Origin of the sequence: Streptomyces sp. QH1-20 (assembly GCF_041283565.1) — a bacterium.
GTDB lineage: Bacteria > Actinomycetota > Actinomycetes > Streptomycetales > Streptomycetaceae > Streptomyces > Streptomyces syringius.
The window spans coordinates 7569206-7585714 of sequence record NZ_CP166299.1 but is presented as its reverse complement, the minus strand read 5'-3'; the positions used below and the strand labels follow the sequence as shown (position 1 = coordinate 7585714).

Sequence of the window (16509 nt, the reverse complement as noted above, 5' to 3'; positions counted from 1 at the left end):
GGTCGCGGTGTTCAGCCGGTTGCGCAGCTCGACCGCCGTCAGCGAGTCGAAGCCGAGGTCGCGGAACGCCCGTGCTGGGTCGACCTCGTCGCCCTTCGCGTGGCCGAGCACCAGGGCGACCTGGCCGCGTACCAGGTCCAGCAGCACCTCGTGCCGCTCGGTGCCGTCGAGGCGGCCCAGCCGCTGTACGAGGCCGGCGGCCGTGCCCGAGCCGGCCACGACGGCCCGGCGGGAACGGGTGCGGACCAGGCCGCGCAGCAGCGCGTGCACCTCGCCCTGGGCCCGCAGCGCGGGCAGGTCCAGCCGTACCGGGACCACCACGGGCGCGTCGGTGGCCAGGGCCGCGTCGAACAGCGTCACACCCTGTTCCGCCGACAGCGGCGGAACGCCGGAGCGCGCGAGGCGCTCCGCGTCCGCGTCGGCCAGGGTGCCGGTCATGCCGCCCGTCCGGTCCCAGGGGCCCCACGCCAGCGACACCCCGGGCAGCCCCTCGGCGCGCCGGTGTTCCATCAGTGCGTCCAGGAAGGCGTTTCCGGCCGCGTAGTTGCCCTGGCCGGCGCCGCCCAGGAGGCCGGACATCGAGGAGAACACCACGAACGCCGACAGATCGGCGTCGCGGGTCAGCTCGTGCAGGTTCCACACCGCGTCGACCTTGGGCCGCAGCACGGCGCTCAGTCGCTCGGGGGTCAGGGAGGCGATGACACCGTCGTCCAGGACGCCCGCGGTGTGCACGACCGCCGACACCGGGTGTGCGGCGAGGAGCGCGGCCAGCGCGTCGCGGTCGGCGACATCGCAGGCCACGACCTGGGCGTCGGCGCCGTGGGCCGCCAGTTCGGCGACCAGTTCGACCGTTTTGGCGCTCTCGCCGCCGCGCCGGCTGGCGAGCAGCAGCCGCCGCACGCCGCGCTCGGCGACCAGGTGGCGGGCGAGGACGGCGCCGAGGCCGCCCGTGCCGCCGGTGATCAGTACCGTGCCGTCCGGTCCCCACACGGGGCCCGCGTCGGGCCGGCCCGCGGTCAGGCGCGCCAGTCGGCCCGCCAGGACCTCGCCGTCGCGGACGGCCACCTGCGGCTCGTCCGCGCCGAGCGCCGCGGGCAGGAATTCCATGGACGACGCGTCGTCGAGGTCGACCAGGCCGAAGCAGCCGGGGTTCTCCGTCTGCGCCGAGCGCACCAGACCCCACACCGCCGCGGCGGCCGGGTCGGCGCCGCCGACCGCGCCGCGGGTGACGAACACCAGGCGGGAGCCGACGAACCTCTCCTCGGCCAGCCATTCCTGCAACCGGCCCAGGACCTGCGCGGTCATCTCGTGGGCGGCGGCCACGGGATCGGTGTCCGTGCGCCCGGCGACGCCCACCAGCACCACACCGGGTACCGGGGTGTCGGAGGCCACCAGCGACGCCGGATCGGGGTGTACCGCGACCTCCGTTCCGGTCGCCGTCAGTGCCTCGGCCAGGCCGAGGACGTCCGGTCCGACCACGGCCGCCGGCCGGTCGGCCACGGCCTCGGCCCGCACGGGAACCCAGTCGAGCCGGAACAGCGCGTTGCGGCTCAGTGCCGCCACGTCGCTGAGCTGCTCGCCCGAAACGGCCCGTACGAGCAGCGAGTCCACCGAGGCGACCGGCTCTCCGGAGGTGTCGGCCACGGCGATCGACACCGCGTCCGCACCGGAGCGGGAGAGTCGTACCCGCAGTGCCGACGCGCCGGTGGCGTGCAGCGTGACGCCTTCCCACGAGAACGGCAGCCCGCCCTCGCCGCCGTCGCCGGCGAGCAGGGAGGCGTGCAGGGCCGCGTCCAGCAGAGCGGGGTGCAGACCGTACGCGGCGGCGTCCGCCTGGACGTCGTCGGACAGTGCGACCTCGGCGAACACCTCGTCGCCGCGCCGCCACGCGGCCCGCAGGCCCCGGAACACCGGGCCGTACGCGAAGCCGACCTCGGCGAACCGCTCGTAGCAGCCCGCCGTGTCGAGCGGCTCGGCACCGGTCGGCGGCCACACCACGGCGTCGAAGTCGGTGCCGGCCGGCTGCGCACCACCGGCGAGCACACCCGAGGCGTGCTGCGACCAGGACTGTTCGTCGGCGCCCTCGGGCCGGGAGTGGACCGTGACGGTACGGCGGCCGGTGTCGTCGGCGACGCCGACCCGCAGCTGTACCTGCACGGCGCCGTGTTCCGGCAGCACCAGCGGTGCGGCCAGGGTCAGTTCCTCCACCCGGTCGCAGTCCACCTCGTCACCGGCGCGGATCGCCAGCTCCAGCAGGGCCGTTCCCGGCAGCAGGACGCGGCCCAGCACCGTGTGATCGGCCAGCCACGGGTGCGACTGGAGCGACAGACGGCCGGTGAACAGCACACCTTCGCCGTCCGCCAGCTCCACCGCGCCGTTGAGCAGCGGGTGGCCGACCGAGGTGAGGCCGACGGCGGCCGCGTTCGCCGCCCCGGCCGAGCCGGTCGGCCAGAACCACTGCCGCTGGAACGCGTACGTCGGCAGCTCCACCCGGCGGGCACCCGTCCCGGCGAAGAACCCGGCCCAGTCCACCGGGACCCCGGCGGTGTGCACACGGGCCAGTGCGGTGAGCGCGGCCGTTTCCTCAGGCCGCTTCCCGCGCAGTACGGGCACCACGGTCGCGGTCCCGTCGGACAGGGACTCCTGGGCCGTGGCGGAGAGCACACCGTCCGGGCCCAGTTCGAGGAAGGTCGTCACGCCGTGGTCGGCGAGCGTCCGCACGCCGTCGGCGAAGCGGACCGTTTCACGGACGTGCCGCACCCAGTACTCCGGGGAGCGCAGCTCCTGCGAAGTGGCGGGCCGGCCCGTGAGGTTGGAGACCACCGGGACGGAGGGTTCGGCGAACGACAGGCCGTCGACCACGGCCCGGAAGTCCTCGAGCATCGGTTCCATCAGCGGCGAGTGGAAGGCGTGCGACACCGACAGCCGCGAGGTCTTGCGGCCTTCCGTCGCGAGGCGGCCCGCGATGTCCAGCACCTCGGCCTCGTCACCGGCGATCACCACGGAGGAGGGGCCGTTGACCGCGGCGATCGACACCGTGTCGGTCAGCAGCGGCAGCACCTCGGCCTCGGTGGCCTGGACGGCCACCATCGCACCGCCCGCGGGCAGCGCCTGCATCAGCCGGCCGCGCGCGGCCACCAGACGGCACGCGTCCGGCAGGGACAGCACATCCGCCGCGTGAGCCGCGGCCAGCTCGCCGATGGAGTGCCCGGCCAGGAAGTCCGGCCGCACCCCCCACGAGCTGACCAGCCGGAACAGCGCCACCTCGACCGCGAACAACGCGGGCTGTGTGTGACCGGTCTCGTTCAGCGGACCGGCGTCGTCACCCCACATCACCTCCCGCAGCGAGCCCTCCACCAGCGGCTCCAGCTCGGCCAGGACGGCGTCCAGGGCCTCGGCGAAGACGGGGAAGCGCTCGTAGAGCTCGCGGCCCATGCCGATCCGCTGGCTGCCCTGCCCGGAGAAGAGGAACGCGAGCTTGCCGCCCGAGACCGAGCCGCTGATCGTCGCGGCACCGGGCTCGTCGACGGCCAGGGCCGCCAGCTCCCGCACCGCGTCCGCCAGGTCACCGGCCAGGACGACGGCCCGGTGTTCGAAGCCCGTGCGCTCGGTGGCGAGGGAGAAGGCCACATCGGCCGGGCGCGGCGCGGAGAGCGCCTGGACGTGCGACAGCAGGCGTGCCGCCTGGCCGCGCAGTGCCTCCGGTGTCTTGCCCGACAGCACCCACGGCACGAGGCCGAGCTCCGTCGCGGCGGTGTCGGAAGCGGCGTCGGGAACAGCGCCCTCGATGACGGTTTCGTCGGCGGTCGGGGGCTGCTCCAGGATCAGGTGCGCGTTGGTGCCGCTGATGCCGAACGACGAGATACCCGCGCGTCGCGCGCGGCCCGAGTCGGGCCACTCGACCGGCTCGGTGAGCAGTTCCACGGCGCCCGCCGACCAGTCGATGTGCGTCGAGGGCTCGGTGACGTGCAGGGTGCGCGGCAGCAGACCGTGCCGCATCGCCATCACCATCTTGATGACACCGGCGACACCGGCCGCGGCCTGGGAGTGACCGAGGTTCGACTTCACCGATCCGAGCCACAGCGGGCTGTCGGCGTCACGGTCCCGGCCGTAGGTCGCGAGGAGTGCCTGCGCCTCGATCGGGTCGCCGAGCTTGGTGCCGGTGCCGTGCGCCTCGACGGCGTCGACATCGGCCGGGGACAGCCCGCCGCTGGCCAGGGCCCGGCGGATCACCCGCTGCTGCGAGGGTCCGTTCGGAGCGGTCAGACCGTTGGACGCGCCGTCCTGGTTGACGGCGGAGCCGCGCAGCACGGCGAGCACGGGGTGACCGTTGCGCCGGGCGTCGGACAGTCGCTCCAGCACGACCATGCCCGCGCCCTCGGACCAGCCGACACCGTCGGCCGAGTCCGAGAACGCCTTGGACAGGCCGTCGGGTGCGAGACCGCGCTGGCGGGCGAACTCCACGAACGTCTCGGGGGTCGACATCACCGTCACACCACCGGCCACCGCGAGCGTGCACTCGCCGCTGCGCAGGGCCTGCGCGGCCAGGTGCATGGCCACCAGTGACGACGAGCACGCCGTGTCCACCGTGACCGCCGGGCCCTCGAAACCGAAGGTGTACGAGATGCGGCCGGAGGCCACGCTCAGGGCGCTGCCGTTGCCGCGGAAGCCCTCGAACTCCTCGCCCGCCAGCGTCGCGCCGTAGCCGTTGTGCATGGCACCGGCGAAGACACCGGTCTGGCTGCCGCGCAGCGTCACCGGGTCGATGCCGGCCCGCTCGACGGCCTCCCAGGAGAGTTCCAGCAGCAGCCGCTGCTGGATGTCCGTCGCCATCGCCTCGCGCGGGCTCATCCCGAAGAAGCCGGGGTCGAACTCGCCGGCGTCGTGCAGGAAGCCGCCGGACCGGGTGTACACGGTCCCCGTCCGCTCCGGGTCGGGGTCGTAGAGGGAGTCGAGGTCCCAGCCGCGGTTGGTCGGGAAGCCCGACATCGCGTGGCCGCCCTCGGAGACGAGCCGCCACAGGTCCTCGGGGGAGCTGACCCCTCCGGGGTAGCGGCAGCTCATGCCGACGACCACGATCGGGTCGTCCGCCTGGGTGACCGTTCGGGTGGGTTCCGCGAGGGCCGGCTCGGTGTCCGGGCCCGTCAGCTCCTCCAGCAGGTGGTCCGCCAGGACCCCGACGGTGGGGTAGTCGAAGACCATCGTGGCGGGCAGGCGCAGCCCGGTCGCGGTGTTCAGCTTGTTGCGCAGCTCGACGGCCGTGAGGGAGTCGAAGCCGAGGTCGCGGAACGCCCGCTCCGGGTCGACGTCGTCACCGCTCGCGTGACCGAGCACCAGGGCCGCCTGGGCGCGCACGAGGCCCAGCAGGGCTTCGAACCGTTCGGCCCGCTCCAGCCTGCTCAGCCGCTGCGGCAGGTCGGCCGTGGCGGCGGGCCCGGCCACCGCGGTGCGCCGGGAACGGTCACGGATCAGGCCGCGCAGCAGTGCGGGGGCCTCGCCGCGGGTGCGCAGCACCGGCAGGTCCAGCCGTACGGGGAGCACGGCGGGTTCGCCGGTGGCCAGGGCGGCGTCGAAGAGGGCCAGGCCCTCTTCCACCGACAGCAGCGGCATGCCCGCGTCGGCGGCGCGGCGGATGTCGCGGTCGTCCAGCGTGCTGGTCATGCCCGCGCCCTGGGCCCAGGCGCCCCAGGCCAGGGAGACCGCGGGCAGGCCCTGGGCGGCGCGGTGGTGGGCGAGCGCGTCCAGGAAGGCGTTGCCCGCCGCGTAGTTGCCCTGTCCCGCGCCACCGAACGTGCCGGACACGGACGAGAACGTCACGAAGGCGGCCAGGTCCAGATCGCGGGTCAGTTCGTGGAGGTGCCAGGCGGCGTCGACCTTCGGACGGAGCACCGTGGCCAGGCGCTCGGGGGTGAGCGAGGCGATGACTCCGTCGTCGAGGACACCCGCCGTGTGCACCACAGCGGTCAACGGGTGCTCGGCCGGGATCCCGGCGAGCAGACCCGCCACGGCGTCACGATCAGCGATGTCACTCGCGACGACCGTCACCTCGGCACCCTGGGACGTCAGCTCCTCACAAAGCTCCGCCGCACCCGGAGCGTCCGGGCCCCGACGGCTGACCAACAGCAGATGACGAACCGAACGCTCCGCGACCAGATGACGGGCCAGTTCCGCCGCGAGACCACCGGTACCACCGGTGATCAGCACCGTGCCGTCCGGCTCCCAGGCGCGGGGCAGGCTCAGCACGATCTTGCCGACGTGCTTGGCGAGGCTCATGTAGCGGAACGCGTCGCGTGCCCGCCGGATGTCCCAGGCCCTCACCGGCACCGGACGCAGCACGCCCGTGTCGAACAGCCCCATGAGGGCGTCCCACATCGGCTGGATGCGGGCAGGGTCCACCCATCCCAGGTCGAAGGACACGTAGCGGATGTCCCGCAGGTCCGCCGCGTCCCGGATATCGGTCTTGCCCATCTCGATGAAGCGGCCACCGGGGGTCAGCAGCCGCAGTGACGCGTCCACGAACTCCCCCGCCAGGGAGTTCAGGACGACATCGATACCGCCGTCGCCCGCGACGGCCGCGAACGTCTCCTCGAAGTCGGTGGTGCGCGAGGAGGCGATGTGGTCGTCGGCGACGCCCAGCGAACGCAGGACGTCCCACTTGCCCTCGCTCGCGGTGGCGAACACCTCGGCACCCAGGTGCCGGGCGATCTGGATCGCCGCCATGCCCGCACCACCCGCGCCGGCGTGGATCAGGACCTTCTCGCCCCGCCGCAGACCGGCCAGCTCGACCAGCCCGTAGTACGCGGTGAGGAACACGAGCGGTACCGACGCGGCCGTCTCCCACGACCAGGTGTCGGGCATGCGCACCAGACGCCGTTCGTCCGCCACGACCAGCGAGCCGAAGCCGCCGACCACCACGCCCATGACCCGGTCGCCGGGGCGCAGCCCCGTCACATCGGGACCGACCTCGAGGACGACGCCGGAGGACTCGGAGCCGAAGACGCCGGCGTCGCCGGGGTACATGTCCAGCGCGTTCAGTACGTCGCGGAAGTTCAGCCCGGCCGCCCGTACCCGGATCCGTACGTCGCGTCCGGTCAGCGGCTCCAGCACCTCGGGGCACGGGGCCAGTTCGAGGGCGTCCAGGCTGCCCTTCGCCCGGCTGCCCAGGCGCCACGGCCCGTCCGCCGGCGGGACCAGCCCGCCGCTCGACGCGGTACGGGCCAGCCGGGCCGCCAGGATCTCGCCGTCGCGGACGATCACCTGCGGCTCGTCCGTGCCGAGCGCGCGCGGCAGTTCGGCCGACGGCGACGCGGAGGCGTCCAGGTCGACCAGGCCGAAGCAGCCGGGGTTCTCCGTCTGCGCCGAACGCACCATGCCCCACACGGAGGCGGCGGCCAGGTCGGCGACGCCACCGGCGTCCACGGCCACGGCTCCCCGGGTCACGAACACCAGCCGCGAACCGCCGAACCGCTCGTCGGCCAGCCACTGCTGCAGCCGGCCCAGGGCCAGGGTCGTCGCGTCGTGCGTGGCGTCGATCACCGTCGCGTCGGCATCGCCGACGACGGGCACCAGGACGACGCCCGGCACGGGACCGTCCGAGGCCGCGAGCGCCCCCAGGTCCGCGTGCACCGCGACGTCGACGTCCGCGGCGCGCAGCGCCTCGGACAGGCCGAGGACATCGGCTCCGGCGACGGCCACCGGTCCCACGACCGCGACGTCGGCCGTTACCGGGGACCACTCCAGCCGGAAGAGGGAGTCCCGGTCCCGGGTGTCGGCCTCGGCGAGCTGGTCGGCCGAGATCTCCCGGGCCAGCAGCGAATCGACCGTGGCGACCGGAGCGCCCGAGGTGTCGGCGATGTCGATCGCCAGGGCGCCGTCCTCGGCGCGCGACAGCCTGACCCGCACGGCGGAGGCGCCGGAGGCGTGCAGCGACACGCCCTCCCACGAGAAGGGCACCGCCTGCCGCTCCGAGCCGAGCAGTCCGCCCGCGTGCAGCACCGCGTCGAGCAGCGCCGGGTGCAGACCGAACGCGTCCGCGGCTGCCTGCGCCGCGTCGGGCAGACCGACCTCGGCGAACACCTCGCCGTCGCGCAGCCACGCCGCCCGCAGCCCCTGGAACTCGGGTCCGTACGCGAACCCGTCCTCGGCGCGGGCCTCGTAGAAGCCGGTCAGGTCCACCGGCTCGGCCCCGGCCGGCGGCCACACCGTCGCGTCGAAGGCGGCATCGGCGGCACCGGCCCCGGGAACCAGCACACCCATCGCGTGCTGGGTCCACGGCACGTCCACCGCACCCTCGACCCGCGAGTACACGCCCACGGACCGGCGCCCGGCGTCGTCGGCCCCGCCGACCCGCACCTGGAGCTGGACCGCGCCGCGCTCGGGCAGGACGAGCGGCGCGGCGAGCGCCAGGTCCTCGATCCGGTCGCAGCCGACCTCGTCACCGGCACGGATCGCGAGCTCGACGAAGGCCGTACCCGGGAGGAGTACGCGTCCCATCACGGCGTGGTCGGCCAGCCACGGGTGCGACCGCACCGACAGGCGGTTGGTGAACAACGCGCCTTCACCGTCGGCCAGTTCCACGGCGGCGCCGAGCAGCGGGTGCCCGGGGGATGCCTGTCCCACGGCCCGCATGTCGCCGGGGTTGCTCAGCATCCCCGCAGGCCAGAACCGCTCGTGCTGGAAGGCGTAGGTGGGCAGGTCGACGCGGCGGGCGGCGGTACCGGCGAAGAACGCCTCCCAGTCGACCTGCACACCCTGGACATGCAGCCTGGCCAGGGCGGTGACCGCGGCCGTCTCCTCCGGCCGGTCCTTGCGCAGGACCGGAACCGTCACGGTCTCCTCGGCCACCGACTCGGCAGCCATCGCGGACAACACACCGTCCGGACCCAGCTCCAGAAGCGTTCCGACACCCTCGGCCACCAGGGTCCGCACCCCGTCGGCGAAGCGGACCGCTTCACGGACGTGCCGCACCCAGTACTCCGGCGAGCAGATCTCCTCCGCAGCAGCCACCCGGCCGGTCAGGTTCGAGACCACCGGCACCGACGGAACGTTGAACGACAGACCGTCGACCACCGCACGGAAGTCGTCCAGCATCGGCTCCATCAGCGGCGAGTGGAAGGCATGCGACACCGCCAGCCGTGACGTCTTGCGCCCCTCGGCCGACAGACGACTGGCGATCTCCAGCACCGCGTCCTCGGCACCCGAGACGACTACCGACGACGGGCCGTTGACCGCCGCGATCGACACCGTCTCGGTGAGGAACGGCAGCACCTCGTCCTCGGTTGCCTGGACAGCGACCATCGCACCACCCGAAGGCAGTGCCTGCATCAAACGGCCCCGAGCGGCAACGAGTCGGCACGCGTCCGGCAGCGACAGCACACCCGCCACATGGGCAGCGGCCACCTCACCAATGGAGTGCCCGGCCAGGAAGTCCGGCTTCACACCCCACGACCGCACCAGCCGGAACAACGCCACCTCGACCGCGAACAACGCCGGCTGGGTGAAACCGGTCTCGTTCAGCAGACGGGCGTCGTCACCCCACATCACCTCACGCAGCGAACCGTCCACCAGCGGCTCCAGCTCCGCGAGGACCTCGTCGAACGCCGCCGCGAACACCGGGAAACGCTCGTACAGCCCCCGGCCCATACCCAGCCGCTGCGCACCCTGACCCGAGAACACCACCGCCAACGGACGATCGACCGCCACACCCCGCGCCGCCTCGACCACACCGTCAGCCGAGGACACCAACACCGCACGGTGCCCGAACAGCGACCGTGAAGTCGCCAGGGAAAGGCCCAGGTCCACGGGCGCGATGTCGGCGCGCTCGGCCGCGAACGTCGTGATCCGGTCGAGCTGCGCGTCCAGCGCGGCCTCGGTCCGGCCCGACACCACCCACGGCACCACGTCCGGCGACACGGCCGGCTCCGGGGCCGGCGCGTCGGCGAGCGGTGCCTGCTCGACGATGACGTGGGCGTTCGTGCCGCTGATACCGAACGACGACACACCCGCCCGCCGTACCCGGCCCTCCGGCCAGGCCGTCTGCTCCGTCAGCAGCTCCACCGAGCCCGCCGACCACTCCACGTGTGTCGAGGGTTCCGTCACGTGCAGCGTGCGCGGCAGGATGCCCTGCCGCATGGCCATGACCATCTTGATGACACCGGCCACGCCGGCCGCGGCCTGCGTGTGACCGATGTTGGATTTCACCGAACCGAGGAGCAGCGGACGCTCCTCGTCACGGTCCCGGCCGTACGTCGCCAGCAGGGCCTGGGCCTCGATCGGGTCGCCCAGCGTCGTACCCGTACCGTGCGCCTCGACGGCGTCCACGTCGGTCGACGACAGATGACCGCTCGCCAGGGCCTGGCGGATGACGCGCTGCTGCGAGGGTCCGTTCGGGGCGGTCAGACCGTTCGAGGCGCCGTCCTGGTTGACGGCCGAGCCGCGCAGCACCGCGAGGACCTGGTGGCCGTTGCGCCGGGCGTCCGACAGACGCTCCAGCACCACCATGCCGACACCCTCGGACCAGCCGACACCGTCGGCCGAGTCGGAGAAGGCCTTGCACCGGCCGTCGGCGGCCAGGCCGCGCTGCCGCGAGAACTCCACGAAGGTGTTGGGGGTGGACATGACCGTCACACCACCGGCCAGCGCCAGCGAGCATTCGCCCGCGCGCAGGGCCTGGGCCGCCCAGTGCATCGCGACCAGCGACGACGAGCACGCCGTGTCGACGGTGACCGCCGGGCCCTCCAGCCCGAAGGTGTAGGACACGCGGCCGGAGGCGACGCTCGGCGCGCTGCCGTTGCCGCGGAAGCCCTCGAACTCCTCGCCCGTCAGGGCGTGGCCGTAGTCGTTGTACATCACGCCGGCGAAGACACCGGTCTGGCTGCCGCGCAGGCTCACCGGGTCGATCCCGGACCGCTCGATGGCCTCCCACGACGTCTCCAGAAGCAGGCGCTGCTGGGAGTCGGTGGCGAGGGCCTCACGCGGGCTCATCCCGAAGAACTCGGCGTCGAACTCGCCCGCGTCGTGCAGGAACCCGCCGTGCCGGACGTGGGTCCTGCCCGGGTGGTCCGGGTCGGGGTCGTACAGGCCGTCGATGTCCCAGCCGCGGTTGGTCGGGAAGCCGGAGACCGCGTCGGCGCCCTCGGTGACCATCCGCCACAGGTCCTCCGGCGAACCCACCTCACCCGGGTACCGGCACGCCATGCCGACGATCACGATCGGGTCGTCGGCGACGGGCGTCGTGGCCCGTACGGGTACGGGGGCGGCCACTTCCGCCTCGGCGCCGAACAGCTCGTCCAGCAGGTAGTCGGCCAGGACACCCGGGGTCGGGTAGTCGAAGACGAGGGTCGCGGGCAGTCGCAGGCCGGACGCGGTGTTGAGGCGGTTGCGCAGTTCGACCGCGGTCAGGGAGTCGAAGCCCAGGTCCTGGAACTGGCGGGCCACGTCGACGGAGCCCGCGCCGGCGTGCCCGAGCACCAGGGCCACCTGGCTTCGCACCAGGTCCAGCAGGACCTCGCGGCGCTCCTCACCGGTGAGGGGGACGAGTCGCTGCACCAGGGAGTCGACGGCGTTCGAGGACTGGGCGACGGCGCGGCGGGTGGGGACCCGGATGAGTCCGCGCAGCAGCGGGGGGATGTCGCCCTTGGCGCGCAGCGCCGGCAGGTCGAGGCGTACCGGCAGTGCCACGGGCTCCGTACCGGCCAGGGCCGCGTCGAAGAGGGCCACGCCCTGTTCGACGGAGAGGGGTGGCATGCCCAGTCTGGCGATGCGTTCCACGTCCACGTCGGTGAGCTCGCTCGTCATGCCCACCGACTGGGTCCAGGGGCCCCAGGCCAGGGACAGGCCGGGCAGGCCCGCGGCGCGGCGGTGGGCGGCGAGGGCGTCGAGGAAGGCGTTGCCCGCGGCGTAGTTGCCCTGTCCCGCGCTGCCGAGGGTGGCGGACACCGACGAGAACACGGCGAAGGCGGTCAGGTCCGCATCGCGGGTGAGCTCGTGCAGGTTCCACACCGCGTCGACCTTGGGCCGCAGCACGGCGCTCAGGCGCTCGGGGGTCAGGGAGCCGATGACGCCGTCGTCGACGACACCGGCGGTGTGCACGACAGCCCGTAGCGGGTGGGCGTCGTCGATGGTCTCCAGCAGCGCGGTCAGCGCGGCGCGGTCGGAGACGTCGCAGGCGGCGACGCGCACGTCGGCCTCCTGTGCCGTGAGCTCGGCGACCAGTTCCTCGGCGCCGGCGGCGGCGAGGCCCCGGCGGCTGACGAGCAGCAGTCGTCGGACACCGCGGTCGGCGACGAGGTGACGGGCCAGCACGGCGCCCAGGCCGCCGGTGCCGCCGGTGACCAGGACGGTCCCGTCGGCGTCCCAGACGGCCTCGGGGGCGGTGTCCGGCACCGAGAGGCGGGCCAGTCGGGCGGCCAGCGGCTGTCCGTCGCGGACCGCCAGCTGCGGCTCGTCGACGGCCAGCGCGGCCGGTACGGAGGTGAGTGAGGCGGCGGTGGTGTCGAGGTCCAGCAGGCCGAAGCGGCCGGGGTTCTCGGTCTGCGCGGAGCGCACCAGGCCCCACGCGGCGGCCGCGGCGAGGTCGGTGGGGGCGTCCGCGGCGACGGCCACCGCGCCGCGGGTCACGAAGACCAGGCGCGCGTCGGCGGACCGCTCGTCGGTCAGCCAGCGTTGCGCCAGGCCGAGGACGGAGCCGGTCACGGTGTGCGTCGCGGCGGCCTGCTCCGCGCCCGGCTCGCCGGTCACGGGGACGAGCACGACGTCGGGCACCGGGGTGCCCGCGGTGAACAGGGCGTCCAGGTCGGCGTACACGTCGGTGGTGGTGCCGGTGGCGCGGAGCGCCTCGGTCAGGGCGGCGGTGTCGGTACCGACGACGGCGACCGGTCCGGTGGCCGTCACGGGCTCGGCCCGTACGGCGGACCACTCCACGCGGAACAGGGAGTCCCGGCGCAGGGAGTCGGCCTCGGTCAGCTGCTCGGTGGGCACGCGGCGGGAGACCAGGGAATCGACGGAGGCGACGGGGCCGCCGGTGGTGTCCGCGACAGCGATCGACACCATGTCCTCGCCGGTGCGGGACAGTCTGGCCCGTACGGCCGAGGCCCCGGAGGCGTGCAGCGACACGCCCTCCCAGGAGAACGGCAGCCCGCCGTGGCTGATCGCGCCCAGGTCACCGAAGGCGGCGGCGTGCTGGGCGGCGTCGAGCAGCGCAGGGTGGAGTCCGAACGCGACCGCGTCGGCCTCCACGCCCTCGGGCAGGCTCACTTCGGCGAACACCTCGTCGCCGCGCCGCCATGCGGCCCGCAGGCCCCGGAACAGCGGTCCGTAGTCGAAGCCGATCCCGGAGAGGCGTTCGTAGCAGCCGTCCAGGTCCACCGGCTCGGCGCCCGCCGGCGGCCACACCGTGGCGTCGAAACCGGCCGTGGCCGTGCCGGTGCCGGGGGCGAGGACACCGGTGGCGTGCGCGGACCACGGGGCGTCGAGCGCTCCCTCGGCCCGCGAGTACATGCCCACGGTGCGGCGCCCGGCGTCGTCGGCCGAGCCGACCCGCACCTGGAACTGGATCGCGCCCTGTTCGGGCAGCACCAGCGGGGCGGCCAGCGCCAGCTCCTCGACCCGGTCGCAGCCGACCTCGTCACCGGCGCGGATCGCCAGTTCCACGAAGGCCGTGCCGGGCAGCAGCACCCGGCCCTGGACGACGTGGTCGGCCAGCCACGGGTGCGACTGGACCGACAGGCGGCTGGTGAACAGCGCGCCTTCGCCATTGGCCAGTTCCACCGCGGCACCGAGCAGGGGGTGCCCGGCGGAGGCCAGCCCGGCGGCACGCATGTCACCGGTGTTGCCGGCGCCCCCCGCGGGCCAGAAACGCTCGTTCTGGAACGGGTAGGTGGGCAGGTCCACCCGGCGGGCGCCGGTACCGGCGAAGAACGCCTGCCAGTTCACGCGGACGCCGCCCACGTGCAGCCGGGCCAGCGTCGTCACGGCCGCGGTCTCCTCGGGCCGGTCCTTGCGCAGGACGGGAACCACCACGGTGCCCTCGGGTACCGACTCGGCGGCCATCGCCGAGCAGACACCGTCCGGGCCGAGCTCCAGCAGAGTGCCCACGCCCTCGCCCACCAGGGCCCGGATCCCGTCGGCGAAGCGCACGGCCTCGCGGACGTGCCGCACCCAGTACTCCGGGGTGCGGATCTCCTCCGACGTGGCCGTGCGGCCCGTCAGGTTGGACACCACCGGGATCGACGGCGCCTGGAACGTCAAGCCGGTGACGACCGTGCGGAAGTCGTCGAGCATGGGCTCCATGAGCGGCGAGTGGAAAGCGTGCGACACCGACAGCCGCGACGTCTTACGTCCGTCGGCGGCGAGACGACCGGCGAGGTCGAGGACCGCGGCCTCCTCCCCCGCGACCACCACGGACGAGGGGCCGTTGACCGCCGCGATCGACACCTTCTCGGTCAGCAGCGGCAGCACCTCCGCCTCGGTCGCCTGGACGGCCACCATCGCACCACCGGACGGCAGGGCCTGCATCAAACGGCCCCGCGCCGCCACGAGACGGCAGGCGTCCTCCAGCGAGAACACCCCCGCCACATGCGCCGCGGCGATCTCACCGATGGAGTGACCGGCCACGAAGTCCGGAGTGATCCCGAGGGACTCCACCAGCCGGAACAGCGCCACCTCGACCGCGAACAACGCGGGTTGCGTAGAGCCCGTCCGGTTGAGCTCGTCCGCGTCGTCGCCCCACATCACCTCGCGCAGCGGACGGTCCAGGAGTGGGTCCAGCTCGGCGAGCACCGCGTCCAGTGCCTCGGCGAACACGGGGAAGCGGCCGTACAGTTCGCGGCCCATGCCGAGCCGCTGCGAGCCCTGGCCGGAGAACACCACCGCGAGCAGGCGCTCGTCCGCCGCGGCCACCCCGTGGGCGGCCTCGACGACGCCTTCGCCGGAGGCCAGCAGCACCGTGCTGTACTCGAACACCGACCGGCCGGCGAGCGAGAGGCCCACGTCGAGCGGTGTGGCGTCGGGGTGGTCCGACGCGAATGCCGTGATGCGGTCCAGTTGCGCGTCCAGCGCCGCCCGGGACCTGCCCGACAGCACCCACGGCACGACGCCCGGCGTCACCGTCGGCTCCTCGGCGGCCGGTGACTCGACGGCCGGTGCCTGCTCGACGATGAGGTGCGCGTTCGTGCCGCTGATGCCGAAGGACGAGATGCCCGCCCGGCGTACCCGGCCCGCGTCGGGCCACGGCACGGACTCCGTCAGGAGCTCCACCGAGCCCGCCGACCACTCCACGTGCGACGACCGCTGCGTCAGGTGCAGCGTCCGGGGCAGGACGCCGTTGCGGATCGCCATGACCATCTTGATCACACCGGCGACGCCCGAAGCGGCCTGGGCGTGACCGATGTTGGACTTCAGCGAACCGAGCAGCAGCGGGCGTTCCCGGTCCTGGCCGTAGGTGGCCAGCAGGGCCTGGGCCTCGATCGGGTCGCCGAGGGTCGTGCCGGTGCCATGGGCCTCCACCGCGTCCACGTCGGCGGGCGCGAGGTGCGCGTTCTCCAGGGCGGCACGGATCACGCGCTGCTGGGAGGGGCCGTTGGGGGCGGTCAGGCCGTTGGAGGCGCCGTCCTGGTTGACGGCGCTGCCGCGCAGCACCGCGAGCACCGGGTGGCCGTTGCGCTGGGCGTCGGAGAGGCGCTCCAGGATCAGGATGCCGGACCCCTCGCCCCAGCCCGTGCCGTCGGCTTCTTCGGAGAACGACTTGCACCGGCCGTCGGCGGCCAGGCCGTTCTGCGCGGTGAAGGAGACGAACGCGCCGGGCGTCGACATCACCGTCACACCGCCGGCGAGGGCGAGGTTGCACTCGCCGCCGCGCAGTGCCTGCGCGGCGAGGTGCAGGGCGACGAGCGAAGCGGAGCAGCCCGTGTCGACGGTAACGGCGGGGCCTTCGCAGCCGAGCGTGTAGGACAGCCGCCCGGAGATGACGCTTGCCGCGTGCCCGGTGGTGGAGTAGAGCTCGGCGTCCTCGTCGGAGGCGTTGATGACGGTGCTGTAGTCCTGGCCGGTGGTGCCGACGAACACACCCGTCTGGCTTTCCCGCAGGGACGCCGGGTCGATGCCGGCTCGCTCCAGCGCCTCCCAGGACACCTCCAGCAGCATGCGCTGCTGGGGGTCCATCGCCACCGCCTCGCGGGGGGATATGCCGAAGAAGCCGGGGTCGAACTCGGCCGCGTCGTAGACGAATCCGCCCTGCTGGGCGAGGCTGCGGCCAGGGCCGTCGCCCGCGAGGGCGCCCAGGTCCCAGCCCCGGTCGGTGGGGAAGTCGGTGATCGCGTCGCGGCCTTCGGCGACGAGTCGCCACAGGTCCTCCGGCGAGGTCACACCTCCCGGGAAGCGGCAGCCGATGCCGACGACCGCGATCGGTTCCACCGCCGACGCGACCAGCTGTTGGTTCTGTTGCCGCAGCCGCTCGATTTCCTTCAGGGACGACCGCAGCGCTTCGACGTATTGGTTGGTGGAGGTGTTCAT

Annotated in this window: 1 protein-coding gene (running past one end of the window); it reads right to left on the bottom strand. The window is 73.7% G+C overall.

All coding sequences use genetic code 11. The features are described from left to right. On the bottom strand, nucleotides 1-16509 hold the 5' portion of the coding sequence (locus tag AB8O64_RS33530; RefSeq protein ID WP_370423434.1) for an SDR family NAD(P)-dependent oxidoreductase. Its footprint begins 15795 nt before the window's first position; 16509 of the gene's 32304 nt are visible here — the first part of the coding sequence; it begins with the start codon at nucleotides 16507-16509; its stop codon lies off the left edge, out of view.